The organism is Psychrobacter sp. AT9, assembly GCF_047272965.1.
In the GTDB taxonomy this organism is placed as follows: domain Bacteria; phylum Pseudomonadota; class Gammaproteobacteria; order Pseudomonadales; family Moraxellaceae; genus Psychrobacter; species Psychrobacter glaciei.
In genome coordinates this window covers 761,327-781,026 of record NZ_JBKOTW010000001.1, presented here as the reverse complement: position 1 = coordinate 781,026, position 19,700 = coordinate 761,327, and the positions used below count along the sequence as shown (strand labels likewise).

Here is a 19,700-nt window from a genome sequence, read left to right as displayed (position 1 = left end):
CCTGAGACTTCTTTCATGGCATCTACCACCAGTCTGACCATCCTTGAAATCAGCGCGATTTTTTTATCTATTACCGCTTTATTGACCTATGTTAATCATCGCTTTATTGGTTTACCCACCACCATTGGTGTCATGGTCATCTCCATTCTCTTATCTATAGCCGCTATTTTTTTGGGCTTTTTAGGCTTTGACCAGCTCATTGATTATGAAGTCAGCTTATTAGAGCAGCTTGATTTTACTGAAGTACTGCTCGATGGCATGCTTTCTATGCTGTTATTTGCAGCAGCGTTGCACGTCAATATTAGTGATTTAAAACGTTATAAATTACCCATTGGTATTCTTGCAGGTATCGGCACCATAGTGTCATCGTTACTCATTGCCACTGCCCTGTATTTTATGCTGCCCCTATTTGACTTTGGCCTACCCTTTCTGTGGTGCTTATTGTTTGGTGCTTTAATATCACCGACTGATCCGATTGCGGTCATGGGCATCCTTGCATCAGCTGGTGCGCCAAAGAGCATCGAAACGGTCATCGCTGGCGAGTCCTTATTCAACGATGGCATCGGCGTCGTTATTTTTGTCTTGCTGCTTGGGATTTTGTCTAGCGGTGATATTCCGACCGCTAATTATGTGGCACATACCTTGGCTGTCGAGGCTGGTGGCGGTGTTGTCTTTGGCTTAGTGCTCGGTGCGATTTTGTATTATTTACTAAAGAGCATTGATAGTTATCAAGAAGAGGTGCTATTAACCTTAGCAGGTGTCATAGGTGGCTACGCGCTGGCCAGTCATTGGCATTTATCAGGGCCACTGGCCATGGTAATGATGGGATTAATGGTCGGCAACCGCGGTCGCGAGCTGGCAATGAGTGATAAGACTCGCCACTATATTGATTTGTTTTGGGAGTTAATAGACGAGATTCTCAACGCTATTTTGTTTGTTTTGATTGGTCTTGAAGTTGTGATAATCGCCTATTCGGGTAACTTATTTATCGCAGGTGGTCTGACCATTATCATCGCTCTATTAGCAAGGCTGATCGTGGTTGGCATGACTACTAAGACCTTTAGTCGTCAACTTAACTTGCCAGCTGGTGCATGGAAAGTACTGACATGGGGCGGATTGCGCGGTGGTATCTCGGTTGCCCTAGTACTGCAATTGCCTATGGGCACAGAGCGCGATATCTTATTGGCACTCACTTATGCCGTCGTCATTTTCTCCATCTTGGTGCAAGGCTTGAGCGTCGGCAAAGTCGCCAAGAGCATTCGTACGGATGAGAAAACCGTTTAGCTATAGTCAAAGAACTCTAAAACGCTACGATACTGCTGATATTAATTTTTTGTAGCCTCTGTCTGCACAGGCACAGCAAACAAGAAAAATTGATGTCAGCAGTGCGTGATTTATTGATATTACTTTTCACTGACTATGTAAACGATAAAAATATCAATTATAAAAGCTTGCAGATAATAAAAACCCAGTATAAAGCCATTAACTTTATGCTGGGTTTTTTAATCAGTATCTATAGTCAAGGAATTTTAGAATCACTACAAGGCGACCGACCGCAGATATAGTCGGTTCAATTCTAAAGTGGTACAAGGCAACCGAGTGTAGATGTATATTTAATACCTCAAGCGAGGTTAACGCTGTAACGCTTTTATAGTGGATTGACTATAGTACACTGAGTACATCTAGGACGGGCAACACCGTAGCAGTTTAAAAGTGCTCTGACTATAAAGCTTTATATTAGACCTTTTTGCTTCATATTACGATACACCACAATAACGATGATAATGTTTAAAATAAAAATAGCCAGCTTAAACCAGTCAAAGGGACGGGCGATCAAATAATACAGTTCTATAGGAATAAATATTCCGTAGCCGATGACGCTGAACCAATAGGCCCATGTCTTATCTTGCCACAAGCCATAAGCTTCAATGAAACGTATTGCTGCATAGACAAATATAAATAATAGAAATAAAGGCCAATTTTTACTTGCCTGCTGGGCAATCCGCACAGTGCTGTCGATTTGCGGTGCAAGCAAATGACCAAAGTTCTGCTGCCAAGTTTCTGTGGCAGTGGCGAGCCAACGCTCAAGGTCAGTATGCCATAACCATAACGCGACTGCCCCGAGTAGCGCGCTGACCCCTTTAGCCACTTCATAGACGGCCACCGCTTTAATCGACTCACTAGATTCACCGCGCAACTTATCATCATGACTTGACCAGTCATGGCGATTAGCCCTCGAAGATGTCTGTAAATCCTCGTCCCGTTGGGGAAAATTAGCCAAAGAACGTCTCCACGACGCGCCCTTGCAATTTCTGATTAAAGAACGGCGTGTTTTTACCATTTGACAGCATCGATTGCGCAGTGACTTGCCACTCGATATTTGGATCGACCAATACGGCACCGCCAATGTGTTCATATTGCGTGCTAATGCCAGCGATTTTTGCAGGATTCAGACAGATTTTATCGACCAACTGCTCTAGCGTTAATACGTCATCATTGACCAGTTGACATGCCAGCGCCATAAAGGTATCGAAGTTTGAAATACCGGGTGTACAATCGGCAAAGGGCGCTTTTTTGGCAGTACTGTTCAATGGCTCATGATGACTACAAATCGCATCAATGGTGCCATCTTTTAATCCACGACGGATGGCTTGCTGATCTGTATTACTGCGCAGTGGCGGTAACACGTAAGCTTGGGCATTAAAACCCTCTAAATTGTCATCGGTTAAATACAACTGATGCATGGCGACATCACAAGTAACCGGCAAACCTTTATCCTTCGCCCAGCGCATTAGCTCAATGGAAGACTTACATGACAATTGACTAAAATGAGCGGAGATACCCGTCTCTTCGACCATCAATAGCTGAGTAGACAAGGCCACAGTCTCTGCAATCCATGGAATACCTTTTAGTCCGTGATATGAGGCAATATAACCCTCATGTGCCACCCCATCTCCTGACAGACTGGACTCGTTAGGATAAAAGAACACCTTCATCCCAAAGGTTGCAGCATATTCTAAAGTACGCAGCAGTACCAAGTCATTGGCAAAAGGTCTACGCGCATTAGACACAGCAATACAGCCCCCTTTTTTGAGTCCTGCGATATTAGACGGACGCTCACCTTCCAAACCTGCCGTTAGTGCACCCAGGATATGCAAATAAATACCGCCATCTTCAAGCGCGCGCTCACGCAAACCTTTTAACAGCGAGCCGTTTTCTAAGATAGGATTGGTATCGGGTGGCGTCACTACATGCAAAAAACCATTGGCTCGAGCAGCGCAACCTTCTGACTTTAGCGTACCGTGTTGTTGTTGGCCTGGTTCACGTAGACGGGCACATAAATCAACCAACGGTGGCAGCAACCACATCTCGCGTCCAGCCTCAAGGCTAGCCAGCTTAGTTCTCGCAGTATCTGAAAGTGATGCTTTAAAAGTATCAGGGAGATGGTCAATGAGCGGTGCATCAGTATTGAGCATAGTAGACATGAGCGTTATTACCGTATCAATAAAATAAGTGAGAATAAAACAGCGCGGCAGCGATTACTTACTAGCTGCTTGATGAGCGCGTTGACCTTCCATCGCAAGCGACAATACCGCCATACGAATAGCAATACCGTTATTCACCTGCTTTAAAATCACAGATTGTGCCCCATCGGCAACGCTAGAGGCAATCTCCACCCCACGATTCATAGGTCCTGGGTGCATCACCAACGCATCAGGTTTAGCAAGTGCGACCCGCTCTGGAGTGATGCCATAGTGCTTATAGTATTCATTTGATGACGCCAGTAATGGCGAGCCAATACGCTCGTTTTGAATTCTCAAGCCCATAATCACATCGCAGTCTGTCACGCACTCATCCATATTTTCATAAACTTGTACACCAAAACGCTCAATACCTTTGGGCAATAATGTACGTGGTGCGCAGACGCGGATATCTGTAACGCCTAGCGTTTGCAAGGCGCTGATGTCCGAGCGCGCGACGCGTGAATGCTTTATATCTCCAACGATTGCCACCGATAATTCTTCAAAAGGACGCGGCGCTTCACGGTGAATGGTGAGCATATCCAGCATGCCTTGAGTCGGATGGGCATGCCAGCCATCACCGCCATTGATGATAGCAATGTCTGGTGTGACTTCGGTCGCCATAAAGTGGGCAGCGCCTGAAGCAGAATGGCGTACGACAAAAATATCCGCCGTCATGGCTTGTAGGTTCCACAAGGTATCTCGCAGGCTTTCGCCTTTTTTGGTGCTAGAGCGTTCAATATCGATATTGAGCACATTAGCACCTAGGCGTTTTTCTGCCACTTCAAAGGTCGTGCGCGTGCGCGTTGAGGGCTCAAAAAACAGGTTCATCACCGTGTAGCCTTCCAGCTCAGGACGATTAATTAATTGTCCACTATCATCAAAAAATGTCTCAGCTTTGGCAATAATCGCCTGCAATTGGGCTTTATTTAACCCTTCTACGCCCAAAAAATGCCGGATGCCGCCATCTGTATTAAGCTGTGGACGACTCAACGAGGTATTTAGTTTTTGATGAATAGTATCGGGGTCAAATTTGGCATAATCTGTCGGTGAGATCGTGTGTGTTGCGCTACTATCAATAGAATTTGACATAATGACAAGTCTTTATCGTTGGTTTATATGAGTCAATAATAACGGATTATTCATCTTTGTTTGTTCATTTATAGCGGATACGCACAGATACAGGGACATTTAGGCGCTTATTTGCTACAATTTACCCTAATAGTATAAGCGATGTAAAACAAGTTCGGCAGCGCTATTAGATAATAGTCATAGACCTATACCCACCACAATAAAAAACCAGTTTTCTAAAACTATCAATGAATAATAACAGAGATAGTGTAGCTGATTTTGTGTGTGGGACAAAGACGCCGTACCACCTATTTAAATATTTACCTGTTCCAAGAGTGGTTAATGCTACCTGCAAACTGCTTTAGCGCTTATCTTTTTTCAAATTTCTAGGCCATTTATTAGGAAGCCTCATGACGACCTTAGCACACTATTTAAACGCCAATGCGACCAGCCCTGCACTGAATGACGTCATTATGACGGTCACAGACGTTGGCAAAACTATTTCGCAGTTGCTTAGAAAAGGAGCGTTGGCAGATATCTTGGGTGAAGCCGGCAATCAAAACGTCCAAGGCGAAGAGCAAAAAAAGCTAGACGTACTGGCAAATGATTTATTGCTTGATGCGTTGGCAAAAAATACCCATTGCGCAGGTGTTGCCTCAGAAGAGCTTGATGATGCTACCGCCGCCAATGCTGATGGCAGTCTTTTGGTATTGTTCGACCCCCTTGATGGCTCATCAAATATCGACATCAATATGGCAGTGGGCACTATTTTCTCTATTTTACCGTATGAGCGTCAAGGTCAGACAAGTGAAAATAGCGATTATTTGCAAGCGGGTAATAAGCAGCTAGCAGCTGGCTATTTGTTATACGGCACTTCTACCGTCCTAGCATTGACCATAGCAGATAACGTTGTCATGTTTAGCTTAGATCCAGACACCAATGATTATGTACTCATTGAAGACCATGTCCAAATCGATGCTGATACAAGCGAGTATGCTATCAATAGCTCAAACTATCGCTACTGGCGCGCACCCATGCAACAGTATATCGATGAACTGATTGCTGGCGAAGCTGGTGTGCGTGGTCGCGATTTCAACACCCGCTGGGTTGCTGCCATGGTTGGTGATGTGCACCGTATCTTATGCCGCGGTGGTCTCTTCACTTATCCGTTTGATACCAAATACGCTCACAAAGCAGGAAAATTGCGCTTGATGTATGAGGCCAACCCAATGAGCTTATTAATCGAGCGTGCTGGTGGCGGTGCTACTGATGCTGTCAATCGTATCCTAGATATCGAACCGACGGATATTCATCAGCGCGTCCCAGTGGTGCTCGGTAGCAAGAATGAAGTCAATTATATTAAAGACTTACATGTGAAGCATGCTGGTCAATAAGTCAGCCAAACCAGTCCAGCAACACTCATTATAATGTCCATCACTGATGTTGATTTATAATGAGTGTCCAAATTCTCTATCTTTTTTTCTAAGCGATCCATTATGGTAGCAAATCCCACCGAGCTGATTACCTCAGATAAAAATACGACGGTCAAGCTGGTCAAGGCCCTATTGGCGCAAGCTCGACAGCGCAAAAAACAAGGTCAGACTGTCATCGAAGGGATTCATCTCATCGATGCAGCTCTACGTAGCGACTACCCGTTTACCCAAATATTGCTAGCAGAATCCGCCCATAACCATTCTGAGGTGCAGCAGGTTTTAACTCGTCTGCCAACCTATACGCCTATTCTAACGCTATCAGACTCGCTATATGAGAGTATTCGTAGCTTGGGTACGGGTATCGATATCATGGCGCTTATTAATATACCGACGCCTAGCTTAGCGATAATTAATGATGACTGCCTGATTCTGAATGATGTCCAAGACAGTGGTAATGTTGGTACCCTACTACGCACCGCAGCAGCAGTTGGTATCAAAAACATACTCTGTACCGATGCCACAGCGCAAGCATGGTCTCCTAAGACGCTAAGAGCAGGTATGGGTGCGCAGTTTGCCCTAACTATCTATGAAGGTCTAAGTGTGCAAGACATCTTAGATTATGTCCAAGTACCACTTTTAGCGACCAGTTCACATACCGATACAATTATTTATCAACATGACTTAAAAGAACCAATCGCTTGGATTATGGGACATGAAGGTCAAGGCGTTTGCGATGAACTGATGCAGTGCGCCACCCCTATCGCTCTACCACAGCCCAATGGTCAAGAAAGCCTCAATGTCGCTATTGCAGGCTCATTATGCTTATATGAAACGCTACGTCAAAGAAGCTATTCCTAAAGCGCAGTGTCATTTATGTAGTACAGATAAAAGATTGATAAAAAAAAGACTGAATAAATATATTTATTCAGTCTTTTTTTTATTTAGATCTGATTCACTCAACTCTACATACACATCAGTTTTGTGCTTCCATAAAGCTTGCAGAATAGTTGTTCGGTGCATTAAAGTTAGTAAAACTAATACTAATAGATTTTTCCAGTCCATTCACACAATGCCACCACCCGATAGGAATGAATAACGCATCGCCAGCTTCAATAGTGATTTCAACTGGGGTCACATGCCGCATCAAAGGATGGTTCTTCAGATCGAAAGTAGGAAAATTTACTTCACTGTATACGTGCAAATCATTGTATAACCAAGGTACTTGCCATGCTGGAATCAATGTTACTTTCTTAGCACCATATACTTGAACCAGCATATTATTGGTCAAATCGTGGTGTAGCGGTGTAAATGTTCCTTTGGGTCCCATCCAAAAATACGTACTAAAGGCCGCATCATTGTCTAAAAGCTGTCGATAACCTTTACCAAAATCACCGATGTCATCAAGTGCCGGTTTAATGGTTTCAACGTTTTGTTGCGTGTTATTAGCAGTCATATAATAGTTGTTACTTTCACCGTCATTTTCTATCATACTGACAAATTCAGACATCGGCATTGATTTACGATACTTATCAGAATGACGTTCAAAAAGCGCATCATTCTCGCGGTTGAACTGCACCTGAATTTCTGCATCTCCCAACGTATCTGCAAAATACTGTGGGCTCCATTTTTTTAATGCTGGCCAATGATCAATGCCTTTTTTCAGTACCACAGGCTTATGTTTACTATAGTAATCTTTAATAAACACCTCAAACGGTGGCGTATCGATCACATCAATTTGCTTGTTATAACCAGGATCTAACTTGGCCAAGTCATCGCAGGTGCTAAGCAGCCATTCTCGTTTTTTTAGGAGCTTAGCGGCTTTAACGCCTGCTTGTAGGTAAGGACTTTTAGAAGCCGTCTCTATTTCTAGTAATATCTCCGCATGACTAAACCCTTGCTGCGTCAATACGTTCGCAATACTGTTTTTACTCGTGCCTTCAAGCAAATTGGTAGCGACCCATTCTTTCCAGTTATTTGGTAGCCTACGAATCGGTTGTTTACTGTCGTTTGCTGCTACCTTAAAATCATCACTCAGTGCGACTTTTATTTGAGCATCTGAAAAGCGATTATCCTTTAGCGTTTGAACGATTGTCTCTGTTCGAACGCCGCGCATCATATTCGTTGCTACCCAATCATTCCATTCCTGAGGTAAGCGTTTTGACATGTTTAATCCTGCCTCCATTAGTATCTCCTAATCCCTTAACGTACTAATTAATTGGTCTATCATTAGTCATCTATAGTCAGATCAATCTAAAAAAATACAAATCAAATGATATTATCAGTATAGTAGCTGACATTTATCGATTTGACTAGCGTGTGCACTCATTTTGATAGGTCTTATAAAATCTAGATAAATTCTAAGGCGTATTACCATTTTGAAAATAGTAATAAAAATAAGCTAAATTACAGCGATATAAAAAGTGGCATAGAAAATATCAGCATCTAAAATATCCCATAAAAAAGCCTCCGATTCATTGAATCGGAGGCTTTACGATTTATCATAGATTAAGCGATATCAGACGCTTAATCGTTCAAGCTTACACCTTGCTGGTTAGCTCAGGCAATGCTTCAAACAAATCAGCTTCTAAGAAGTAATCCGCAACGCTAGCGATAGGCGCTTCTGGGTCATTGTTGATAGCAACGATGACTTTAGAATCTTTCATACCAGCTAGATGCTGAATCGCGCCTGAGATACCAGCAGCGATATATAAGTCTGGTGCAACGATTTTACCCGTTTGACCGACCTGCATATCGTTTGGTACATAGCCTGCATCAACAGCAGCACGTGATGCACCAACCGCTGCGCCTAATTTGTCGGCTAATGGCTCGATGTACTTAGTGAAGTTTTCACCATTGGCCAATGCACGGCCACCAGAAACAACAATACCAGCTGAAGTCAATTCAGGACGGTCAGATTTCGCCATCTCTTCGTTAACAAAGCTTGATTTACCTGTTTCTTGTACGTTATCGATTGCTTCAACTGTGCCTGAACCACCTTCGCTCGCGACTGGATCAAATGCGGTCGTACGTACAGTCAATACCACTTTATCTTCTGATGTTTTAACAGTCGCTGTTGCGTTACCTGCATAGATAGGACGCTCAAAAGTTTGCGCATCTACGACAGCAGAGATTTCTGACAACATGCTCACATCAAGTAATGCCGCAACACGTGGCATGAAATTTTTGCCAGTCGTTGTAGCAGGTGCAATGATATGGCTGTAATCGCCAGCAATATCAGCAACCAATAGCGCTATGTTACCAGCCAATTGATGCTCATAAGCTGCATTGTCAGCCAATAGTACTTTAGCCACGCCTTCAGCTTTTGCTGCTTCATCAGCCACTGCTTGCGCTCCACTACCGGCGACCAATACATGGATATCACTACCCATTTGTTTAGCAGCAGCGATAGTGTTTAAAGTTGCCTTTTTTAGACTGGCATTGTCATGTTCTGCATATACCAAAATTGCCATTGTTTTTATCCTTTATTTGTTCGTATCATCTATTCATGTGGTCATCTGTTCATAAAATTATTCGTACGCTTAGCTTTAAAATACACGAGCAACGTCATGATAATTTTACGCAGAATACGCTATAACAAAGTACTAGATTACTTTTGCTTCGTTTCTTAGCTTATCGACCAATTCATCAACTGACTTCACTGTAATACCAGCTTTACGTTCAGCAGGTGGCACAACTTTAATAATCTCTTGCTTAGAAGCCATATCAACACCAAAATCAGCTGGCGTTTTTTCATCAAGCGGCTTTTTCTTCGCTTTCATGATATTAGGCAGCTTGGCATAACGTGGCTCATTCAAGCGCAAATCAGTCGTAATCACCGCTGGCAAGTCAAGTGCAAGCGTTTGTAAACCACCATCGATTTCACGCGTGACATTAACTTTATCGCCTTCAACTTTCACTTCTGAGGCAAACGTACCCTGACCAATGCCCATCAATGCGGCTAGCATCTGACCAGTTTGGTTGTTGTCGTCATCAATCGCTTGCTTACCCAATAGGATAATATCTGTAGATTCAGACTCAGCAATGCTTTTAAGAATCTTAGCGATTTGCAGTGGATAAGGCTTGGCGTCAGTCAATACTAAAACACCACGATCAGCACCCAATGCTAGCGCTGCACGGATTTGCTCTTGTGACTCTTTTGGACCAATAGACGCCACAATGATTTCATCAATCACACCCGCTTCTTTTAGACGAACGGCTTCTTCTACTGCAATTTCATCAAAAGGGTTGATTGACATCTTAGTGTTAGATAGATCCACGCCAGAGTTATCAGCTTTTACACGAACTTTTACGTTATAATCAATGACACGCTTGACCGCTACTAATGCTTTCATACGTTCCTCGTTTATTAATGTTATGAATTAAAAAATTGTCAGTTAAGAACCAAAGGTTCATCTTTTAAACTGTCGTTCAAATCGTCGTTCAAAGTGCTACTTAAGGTCGTTACTGCCTCAACAGCAAATTAATAGTCAGAAATGCCAAAACAATACCAAAGGGTATCGGTCTACTATTCCCTACTCATCAAATCTGTTAAAGCTAAGCCAACCGTTATTATCAGACCTATCTATCTTGCGCGAGCAGCGCCTTAAGGTCAAGGCAGTGCCGTGAATAATGCGTCATAAATTTGTCACTATTCTTAAAAAAATAGTTTATAGACCTATTATTTACGGTTTCATTCTAATAAGCGGCTTAACCTTTTGCCCTTTATAGCATTATCATCGCCTTACTTACTTAACGTTTTGTTATTATTTATCACCTCAATGCTTTTTATGCGCTTAAAACACTTTATAAAGTGCTTTTCTCAGGCTTAATCAACAAATCACTATCACGAATATCATCAAACAATGACCAATCGGGAGTGGTGTTATCATTTTTAATGACACTCATGTCCCCTGTGGTTTCCATAATAACTGCAAAAACTTCGCTCTTGGATTTGAGCCCATTTTTGCGTAGTACTTCTTGCACATCACTGGTACTCAAATTCGCTTCTTTTAGGTTATCCAAAAAATATTCACCATGCGCCATTAATATGATGGCCTGATTATCAATCAAGGATTTCAAGGGTTTGACTTTACGTCTGATAACTGAGATAACCCCTTGAATCATAAATAGCACAGCAACGGCGAATAAGCCTTGTAACAAAGACGGGCTATCGGACAACACTGTTGAGGCCAGTATGCTACCAATACCAACTGTCATGGCAAAATCGTGGCTCGAGAGCTTAGAAAAACTTCGTAGCCCCATCAATCGCGTAAATAACATGAGTCCTAAATAAAACCCAAGCGCTGATAATGAAATACCTAATACTTGCTGCCATTCAATTGAAAACCATGTCTGCCACTTCATAAAACACCCTCTTTCCTACATTTTTATTACGTAAATACGTTACATTATCTGGAATCATCGACCGTTCAAACCGCTAGTATTTAACGACAGTGATTTTCAATGTGAAATAAATGGCACAAAAAAAGCAACCTGATGAGAGGTTGCCTTTCTTTAAAGTCTAAACAGTATTTTTATTGTTTTAACAAACAAAGAAATCTATACATCTTGTTAAAATTAACATTGCTGAGAATACTGTCAACAGTGATACTCAACAGCCATTAAAATTAGATGGCTTCGATTTGCTCAGCTTGTGGGCCTTTTTTGCCATCACCTAAGATGAAAGATACTTTTTGGCCTTCAGCTAGGGTTTTGAAACCGCCACCTTGGATAGCGCTGTAGTGAGCGAATACGTCTTGTCCGCCATTGTCTTGAGCGATAAAACCAAAACCTTTAGCTTCATTAAACCACTTTACAGTGCCTTCAACTTTATCTGACATAAATTTTCCTGACTCTTTAACTGTTGGCGAGACGTGTGTCATCACCGATTAATTGATATATACCCTAGATTCTTTGCTGAATGCGACGGCTCAAACTCATAATATATCAAAGAGATAACTTATGGTTTTTGCCTCAAATCCATTGAGTACAGCTTGATTATAACAGTTTTTTTTGACTGCAACATATTAAATTACAGAGTTTTGTAAACAATATAAGAAGCCTTTGATAACCCTTTGGCATCATATTTTGATGGCTCGTTATCTCTTCTAGACCCTGTTTATTACTGTCAATTTTAATATTCTTGTTATATATATTCAATAATAAAAATTAGATCCTATCACTTTTTGCATACATTTACTGTGCTATAGGTAGCCATGGTGAGGTCAACACCAGTAAGCAAAGGGCAAAAAATATTAAAGAAAACGATTGGCTATAAGCAATATACTTAGCTGGTATGACCAAATCTTTAGGTGAATCTGGGATACCTTTACGCTTTAACAATTTGGTGCCGTAAACCCAACCAAACACCGTATAAATCCCGTATGCCGCAGGTACTGCAACCGCTAACGGCGTTAGATCGATCACGTATAACATCACCACAGAGATAAAAAACCATGAAGTGTCTAGCAGCGAGCTGATTTGAAAAAACTTAGATTGTGGCAGCTTGCCATCGGTGCCTTTGAGCATCTCACCTTCGATCCAAATCAAAACAGCCACAACAGCACTAAGAGTAATATACACGAATTGCGGCGTTAGCCAGTCTGGAAAAGATATTTGCACAACATACAACCTGTAATCTATGGAAAAAATAAAAAGAGAAACAACCACCGACATAGTCATCTAACTGAACCGACGACGCTTGCTTATATTGGGTGCTATTGCTAGTTTTCAACCGTTACTATTGAGACATTTTCAAAAATATCTTTGTATTGATAGCAATAAAAAACCCGTGCTATCACTCGATAACACGGGTTTCTTTAAGACTTCTTAAGCCTTATTATCATAAAATATTGACTTAGTTTTTGTCTTTATCGATGATTTTGTTGCCGCCAATCCAAGGCATCATGCCGCGCAGTTTAGCACCAGTCACTTCGATTTGATGCTCAGCGTTGTTACGACGACGAGCCGTCATTGATGGATAGTTAGTAGCGCCTTCACTGATGAACATTTTTGCGTATTCGCCAGATTGGATGCGTTTTAGCGCATTACGCATGGCTTCACGTGATTGCTCATTGATGACTTCAGGACCAGTCACATATTCGCCATATTCAGCGTTATTACTGATTGAGTAGTTCATATCAGCGATACCGCCTTCATACATGAGGTCAACGATAAGCTTAAGCTCATGCAAACACTCAAAGTAAGCCATTTCTGGGGCATAGCCTGCTTCTGTTAGCGTTTCAAAACCCATTTTTACTAGCTCAACAGCACCGCCACAAAGCACGGCCTGCTCGCCAAATAAATCGGTTTCAGTTTCGTCTTTGAACGTGGTTTCGATGATGCCTGAACGACCACCACCAACACCAGCTGCGTAAGACAAAGCTAATTGCTTGGCTTGACCTGAGGCGTCTTGATAGATAGCGATCAAATCTGGAATACCGCCACCTTTGGTGAATTCGTTACGAACTGTGTGACCAGGTGCTTTTGGAGCAACCATGATGACATTAAGATCGCTGCGAGGAACAACTTGGTTATAATGAATCGCGAAACCATGAGCGAAAGCTAACGTAGCCCCTTCTTTGATGTTAGGCTCAATCTCGTTGTTATAAAGCTCTTTTTGGAACTCATCAGGGGTCAAAATCATAACCACGTCAGCAGCTTTAACTGCATCAGCAACTTCAGCAACCTTTAGACCAGCGTTTTCCGCTTTTTTCCATGAGCTTGAGTTTGCGCGTAGACCAACAGTCACATCGACATCTGAATCTTGTAGGTTAAGTGCGTGTGCATGGCCTTGTGAACCGTAACCAATAATCGCAACTTTTTTGCCTTGGATAATCGATAGATCGCAATCTTTATCATAATAAACGTTCATAAATAGAGTCCTTTTCCTCAATCATGGCGTGCCATGGATAATAAACGCTTATGCAGTAGCCATTATCGTAAAATGGTCACTAACATAAGCGTTATGTTAATGGTAAATAGATAGATTCTAACTAAAATTATTTTGATTAACTATTCAGTTGCTCAGCCACTAAGCGTATTAAATACTCAGTGTTTTTTCTCCACGTGCAATACCAATCACACCCGAACGTACCACTTCTAAGACACGTTCTCGACCGATAGTATCGATAAAACCATCGAGCTTAGCCGTATCACCAACGATCTGAATCGTATAGAGGTTGGCATTGACGTCAACAATTTGTGCACGGAAAATATCTGCGCTGCGTTTGATCTCTTCACGCACGCTACCCGTTGCGCGAACTTTGACTAGCATTAACTCGCGCTCAACGTGAACGGTGTCTGATAGATTAAGCACTTTAACCACTTCAATCAATTTATGCAATTGCTTGGTGATCTGCTCAATTCTTTCAGGGGAAGTAATCGTCGTCACTGTCAGACGCGAAATACTCGGATCTTCCGTTGGGGCGACGTTTAAGGTTTCGATATTATAACCACGTTGTGAGAACAAGCCGACTAACCGCGACAACGAACCCGCTTCGTTTTCCATCAATACCGAAATCAGATGTTGTTGTTGCATTAGGTACGCTCCCCTTTGGTTAACCACATATCACGCATCGTCTGTCCAGCGATTTGCATTGGATACACATGCTCATTACGATCGACATAAACGTCAATAAATACCAGCTTGTCTTTCATTGCCATGGCTTCTGCAATTTGTGCTTCCATGGTGGCAGGATCAGTAATCTTAATACCGACATGACCATAACTTTCAGCTAGCTTGACAAAGTCTGGTAATGAATTCATATAGGATGACGCATGACGACCTTCATACAGCATGTCTTGCCACTGTTTTACCATACCTAACTGAGCGTTATTTAGGTTCAAAATTTTGACCGGTAGATTATATTGCAGGCATGTCGATAGCTCTTGAATATTCATCTGAATAGAGCCTTCGCCAGTAATACAGACCACATCACGATCTGGATTAGCAAGCTTGGCTGCCATTGCATACGGTAAGCCAACGCCCATCGTACCTAAACCACCCGAATTGAGCCACTGACCCGGCTCTAGATAAGTATAGTAAAGCGCGGCAAACATCTGATGCTGACCGACGTCACTGGTAATAATGGCGTTGCTGTTGGTCACTCTGTCTAGTGCTTGTACGACACTTTGTGGCTTGATGCCGTTTTCGGTACTGGTGTCATAACGCAGACCATGACGCTTACGCCATTCATTAATCTGTGACCACCAATCTAGTAGGGCATGCTGCTCCAATTCTTTATCTTCACCGATAATCTCCAACATATCCGTAAGAACCGATTTTACGTCACCAACGATAGGAATGTGGGCAAGAATAGTCTTGGAGATAGAAGCTGGATCGATATCGATATGAATAATAGTCGCATTCGGGCAGAATTTTTTGACATTATTAGTGACACGGTCATCAAAACGCGCACCAACCGCCAAAATAACATCTGCATGATGCATGCTCATGTTGGCTTCATAAGTACCGTGCATACCGAGCATACCCAAGAACTGACGATCAGAACCAGGGAATGTTCCCAAACCCATTAGCGTATTGGTCACTGGCAAGTTTAGACGATGTGCCAGTTCGGTCAGCTCTTTATGGGCTTTACTCCAAATCACGCCACCACCGGCATAGATAACAGGACGCTGCGCTGATAATAAGGTCTCAACCGCTTTTTTAATTTGGCCGCCATGCCCTTTCACTGAAGGCTGATACGAGCGTATAAACACCTCTTCTGGGTATTCGTAGGCATATTTTTCGCTAGGCGCGGTCATATCTTTTGGTACGTCAATAACCACAGGACCTGGACGACCAGACTGCGCAATAAAAAAGGCTTTTTTGACAATCATTGGAATTTCGCTAGCATGGCGTACTTGAAAGCTATGCTTCACGATAGGACGAGAGACCCCGATCATATCGGTTTCTTGGAACGCATCTTCACCGATTAGGCTGCTCGGTACCTGACCTGAAATCACGACCATCGGAACTGAGTCCATGAAGGCGGTGGCAATCGCAGTTACTGTATTGGTAGCACCAGGACCTGACGTGGCCAGCACGACACCTGTGTTACCAGTTACTCGCGAATAAGCATCTGCCATATGGCCAGCTGCTTGCTCATGACGCACTAAAATATGTTCGATGTTTTCTTGCTGAAACAACGCGTCATAAATGTGCAGCACTGCGCCGCCTGGATAGCCAAAAATATATTTGACACCCTCATCCGTCAACGATTGCACCAGCATCTCAGCACCAGATAGCATCACAGGCTGCTTGCTACCTTCAGCAAGACGTTGTTGCTTTTCTTCAAAATTTTTGGCGGCATTACCTGTTTGGGTATGTCCCGTCATATTCGGACTTTGCGTGGTTTGCGTCACTGTCATCACCTTTTTTTGCGGCGAGAATTTGCATTATTTTATAAAAGAAAACAACCACGTTTGGGCGTTATTTTAAATCTTATAAAAATGATTGCCAATCCTTGTCCATATCAAGAATGTCTGCCCACTATATTTAAGCAATCGCGTCGTACAACGCAAGATAATACTCAAACACAGCAATGTATTTGGGGTCAGTTTTGTGACAGGAGTTTATCGATATACCATGACAAGATACGAATGCATCTATAAAAGAGGCTTATTACTTATGAGCGATAGTGTTTATAAAAGAGGCGCTGCTATAGCTAAAGTCATAAAATAATTCTAATAGCCAATACTACGTCCTAAGATCATCTGATCTTATAATAGGCTAATAAAAAACATCATAACCAAATATTGTTTTGCATTTAATGCAAGCAATACAACCGCAAAAATCCACACTTAGCGTATTTCAAATAATAAGTTTATCTTAGTCATTGTAGACAGATAAGTCCGGAGACAACATATACAGTCATTAACAATAATCGCTATGATCATCATTTTTGCCATATCATTATCACAAAGAAAATAAAACGACGTAAGCTACCGATAAGTAACCCGTAGTTCTCATTCTCAAGTGCCACGGCAATATCATAAAAGCCGCTCACTGACCAATCAACTGCTATTATATTCAATGGTTTGAGTCCTATTGTCAAGAAAAACTTCTAAAACCCACCCCTAACTATTAGTTATTAAATAATGTACATTCATAAGCATTATTTGCTAAAATCAAACGCTACTGTATTCATATTGTTATTTATCAATGTAAATACTGCCTTCAAATAAATATCTACCTTCATTTTTTACCCCCTTAAGAGGACCGCTACTATGGCATACATGTCTACCATACATACCCCTGCCAAGCTGCTCATCAGCATCAGTACTGCATGTATGATAATGCTGTCAATGAATGCCAGTCATGCTATCCAAGTGTATAAATCGATTGGTACGCACGGTGAAGTGAAGTACAGCCAGCATGCGCCGCAAGAAGGCAGAAATATTGAAGTGATCGAATTTCGTAGCGATGGTAGGCAGAATAACGCAGGTCAGCTAGCGGGTAAAACAGAGGCAAACCAAAACATACCTACTCAAAGTGCAGAAGAACAGCGCGTTGCCCAGCTAGAAGCACGTATCAAGGACCAAGAAGCGCAGGCTAATGCGCAGCGCTGTCAATCACTGCGTAATAACCTAACCAATCTAAACGTTGGCGGGCGCATCTATGAGATGGATAGTGATGGCAAACGTGAATACTTAGATGGTCGCGAAATCGAGCTTAAGCGTGAGCGCGTGCAACAAGCCATCACTCAGTATTGTAATGGCTCTACGACCTAGTTTTTATTTAATACGGCACACTACCCTACTTAATTTTTATTGGTAATCAATTGCATGACATGACGAACGGCTGCTGGCATGTCTTGCGCTTGTAGCCCGCGCTGTCCAATCAGTAGCGAGCTATTATGTTGGTAATGGTCAGTATCATTCACCAAGGCGTCTCCTGCTAACGCATGCAGCAGAACCGCTTGGTGTAAGCAGCGCGCTTCGTCTTCTAGATCTTTTTGTGCCAACAGCCCAGCAATCACCCCAGACAATACATCGCCCATGCCAGCGGTGGCCATGCCAGCATTACCTACGCCGCAAACATAAATATGCGCTTGCGAACCCTTCTGTTCTAATATCCTTTGCTCCAGTACCAATGAACCAGCGCCTTTTAGCACCCAATCACCGCCATAAGTTTTAGCACATTGTTTTATAGCTGCTAATCGATCATCCTCTACAATACTAATTTTCTTATCGAGCAATCTAGCCGCTTCACCACTGTGCGGCGTCAAACAAACCTGATGCTCCATACTGTGTTGTCGCAGCTGAGCGATGAGTTCGTGTTTATGGGGATGCTCACGACTCTCCATCTGCAATGATGCCAGATGATAAAGACCATCTGCATCAATGACCAGTGGCTTCTTCTCTGTTATAGCAGCCTGAACATAACTGATGAATAATGCTTGCGCCTTTTTGTCACGCCCCAATCCCATGCCAATGGTAACAACGTTAGCTTCTTTAATTAATGCTTTCACCCCTTCTTTATCATGCAAATCAATCGTCATCGCATCGGGTAATGACGTTAGTAAAGCGCCATGAAAGGCATCGTGACAAGCCACGGTAATTTTGCCCGCACCTGTCGCCATGACACTACTGGCAGATAGTATGGCTGCCCCGCCCATACCTTGCGAGCCATCAATTCGATTACCACCAATGACCAAGACGTGACCATAGCTGCCTTTATAACTGTTCTGTCGACGAGCATTTAAAGCGTGCGCTACAGTCACTAGAGTGGCGGCTGAGTTATTTGACTGAGTCGGTATTAACGGTATATCGATCACGCTCCCTCTATAGTCCATGCCATCTTTGGTATGTAAGCCGAATTTACGGGCAATCAAGCACAACGTCACGTCAGCTTGTATGGCGATGCGCTCAAATACTTGACCAGTAGAAGCCACTAAGCCACTCGGGATATCAACGGCAATTGCCAAAGCATTATTTGATTGCACTACCTTGTTAAAGGCATTGATAGCCTGCTCATAAACCCCTTCAGGTGCACGGTCCAGTCCGATACCAAATAATGCATCGATATAAATATCAGCTTGCCAGTCCGCTTCTTTTATCTCACTTTGATTGGCACTACTATCCTCAAAGCGTTGATAATTCACCTTAGCAGAGAGCGCTATTTGTTGCGCTTGCCTAGCATCAGATAGAACGTCGTGTTTGTCTACTTTGTTAGCAATTTTCACTTGATTGTCTGTCTCTAGATCCTCGGCAGCATAGCCAACTGTGATTACTTTTACCTCCCAGCCAGCCTGCTGCAAATAGTAAGCTATAAGCCAACCATCACCGCCGTTGTTCCCTTTTCCTACCCAGATACTCGCTCGTTGCTGACAAGTATTACGTCGATAGACTTTATGATCAGCTGAGGCACGAGCTTTCAGATACTTTTGTTCATAGAGCTGTTCTATATGCTGCGCCATTTGCCAAGCAGCTTGCTTCATTAATCCAAAGCTACCATGACCTTCTGCAAACCATGCTTGCTCCATAGCGTAGACTTGCTCGCTGCTATATAGGGCTATCGGTTTCGTTGTGTCTGATGAAAATACATTGGATTGAGTTTGCATACCGTTCCTCGATTATTTTTATTGGTTTTTTATCACATTGAAACTTGCTGGTTACTCGCTTGTCTAAGCTTAGCAAAAGCTCACTTTGACTTATGTATCAATATGAAATG

General features: G+C 42.7%; 17 protein-coding genes. 4 read left to right on the top strand and 13 right to left on the bottom strand.

Going from position 1 to position 19,700, the window contains the following annotated elements; translation table 11 throughout:
* Positions 1-15: 15 nt before the first annotated feature.
* Entirely contained in the window at positions 16-1,284 is a 1,269-nt protein-coding gene (locus ACMFL8_RS03400) for a cation:proton antiporter (protein WP_413190076.1), read from the top strand.
* A 448-nt stretch (positions 1,285-1,732) separates the two neighbouring features.
* On the opposite strand, the gene ACMFL8_RS03395 is transcribed toward ACMFL8_RS03400, so the two are convergent.
* From ACMFL8_RS03395 to ACMFL8_RS03385, 3 genes are read right to left on the bottom strand one after another with little or no spacing between them, the layout of a single operon-like run.
* On the bottom strand, positions 1,733-2,281 hold the full coding sequence (locus ACMFL8_RS03395; RefSeq protein WP_413190075.1) for a DUF2127 domain-containing protein: 549 nt from the start codon (positions 2,279-2,281) through the stop codon (positions 1,733-1,735).
* Entirely contained in the window at positions 2,274-3,485 is a 1,212-nt protein-coding gene (locus ACMFL8_RS03390) for a dihydroorotase (protein WP_413190074.1), read from the bottom strand. Before ACMFL8_RS03390 ends, ACMFL8_RS03395 begins: the two co-directional genes overlap by 8 nt.
* A gap of 54 nt (positions 3,486-3,539) precedes the next feature.
* Positions 3,540-4,613 carry an aspartate carbamoyltransferase catalytic subunit gene (locus ACMFL8_RS03385; RefSeq protein ID WP_413190073.1) on the bottom strand — a complete coding sequence of 358 codons (1,074 nt, stop codon included), beginning with the start codon at positions 4,611-4,613 and terminating at the stop codon, positions 3,540-3,542.
* Between the two features lie 389 nt (positions 4,614-5,002).
* Here ACMFL8_RS03385 and ACMFL8_RS03380 point away from each other — a divergent pair, with 389 nt between their 5' ends.
* Complete coding sequence (locus tag ACMFL8_RS03380; protein ID WP_413190072.1) at positions 5,003-5,986, top strand: class 1 fructose-bisphosphatase; 984 nt, start codon at positions 5,003-5,005, stop codon at positions 5,984-5,986.
* A gap of 102 nt (positions 5,987-6,088) precedes the next feature.
* Entirely contained in the window at positions 6,089-6,883 is a 795-nt protein-coding gene (locus ACMFL8_RS03375) for a TrmH family RNA methyltransferase (protein ID WP_240216611.1), read from the top strand.
* Positions 6,884-6,998: 115 nt separating this feature from the next.
* Here the strand turns inward: ACMFL8_RS03375 and ACMFL8_RS03370 are convergent, their stop codons facing one another.
* From ACMFL8_RS03370 to ACMFL8_RS03330, 9 genes are all read right to left on the bottom strand, one after another.
* Entirely contained in the window at positions 6,999-8,189 is a 1,191-nt protein-coding gene (locus ACMFL8_RS03370; RefSeq protein ID WP_413190071.1) for a cupin-like domain-containing protein, read from the bottom strand.
* 373 nt (positions 8,190-8,562) lie between these two features.
* Positions 8,563-9,495 (bottom strand): electron transfer flavoprotein subunit alpha/FixB family protein, encoded by a 933-nt coding sequence (locus tag ACMFL8_RS03365; RefSeq protein WP_413190070.1) that lies wholly within the window; start codon positions 9,493-9,495, stop codon positions 8,563-8,565.
* Positions 9,496-9,627: 132 nt separating this feature from the next.
* Positions 9,628-10,377, bottom strand: a complete 750-nt coding sequence (locus tag ACMFL8_RS03360) for an electron transfer flavoprotein subunit beta/FixA family protein (protein ID WP_010196801.1) — start codon at positions 10,375-10,377, stop codon at positions 9,628-9,630.
* Positions 10,378-10,828: 451 nt separating this feature from the next.
* Complete coding sequence (locus tag ACMFL8_RS03355; protein ID WP_413190069.1) at positions 10,829-11,389, bottom strand: DUF421 domain-containing protein; 561 nt, start codon at positions 11,387-11,389, stop codon at positions 10,829-10,831.
* Between the two features lie 263 nt (positions 11,390-11,652).
* Positions 11,653-11,865, bottom strand: a complete 213-nt coding sequence (locus ACMFL8_RS03350; protein ID WP_010196799.1) for a cold-shock protein — start codon at positions 11,863-11,865, stop codon at positions 11,653-11,655.
* A gap of 355 nt (positions 11,866-12,220) precedes the next feature.
* Positions 12,221-12,646, bottom strand: coding sequence for a hypothetical protein (locus ACMFL8_RS03345; protein WP_189586300.1), 426 nt, complete (start codon positions 12,644-12,646; stop codon positions 12,221-12,223).
* Positions 12,647-12,881: 235 nt separating this feature from the next.
* Positions 12,882-13,898, bottom strand: coding sequence for a ketol-acid reductoisomerase (gene ilvC, locus ACMFL8_RS03340; protein WP_010196778.1), 1,017 nt, complete (start codon positions 13,896-13,898; stop codon positions 12,882-12,884).
* Between the two features lie 168 nt (positions 13,899-14,066).
* The gene (ilvN, locus tag ACMFL8_RS03335) at positions 14,067-14,564 is read right to left on the bottom strand and encodes an acetolactate synthase small subunit (protein WP_010196775.1); all 498 of its coding nucleotides are present in this window, start codon (positions 14,562-14,564) and stop codon (positions 14,067-14,069) included.
* Complete coding sequence (locus ACMFL8_RS03330; RefSeq protein WP_189586296.1) at positions 14,564-16,396, bottom strand: acetolactate synthase 3 large subunit; 1,833 nt, start codon at positions 16,394-16,396, stop codon at positions 14,564-14,566. The genes ilvN and ACMFL8_RS03330 overlap by 1 nt, the downstream gene beginning before the upstream one ends.
* An 858-nt stretch (positions 16,397-17,254) precedes the next feature.
* Here ACMFL8_RS03330 and ACMFL8_RS03325 point away from each other — a divergent pair.
* The gene (locus tag ACMFL8_RS03325; RefSeq protein ID WP_210541396.1) at positions 17,255-17,758 is read left to right on the top strand and encodes a DUF4124 domain-containing protein; all 504 of its coding nucleotides are present in this window, start codon (positions 17,255-17,257) and stop codon (positions 17,756-17,758) included.
* Positions 17,759-17,787: 29 nt separating this feature from the next.
* Here the strand turns inward: ACMFL8_RS03325 and ACMFL8_RS03320 are convergent, their stop codons facing one another.
* Positions 17,788-19,590, bottom strand: a complete 1,803-nt coding sequence (locus ACMFL8_RS03320; RefSeq protein WP_413190068.1) for an NAD(P)H-hydrate dehydratase — start codon at positions 19,588-19,590, stop codon at positions 17,788-17,790.
* Positions 19,591-19,700: the final 110 nt, after the last annotated feature.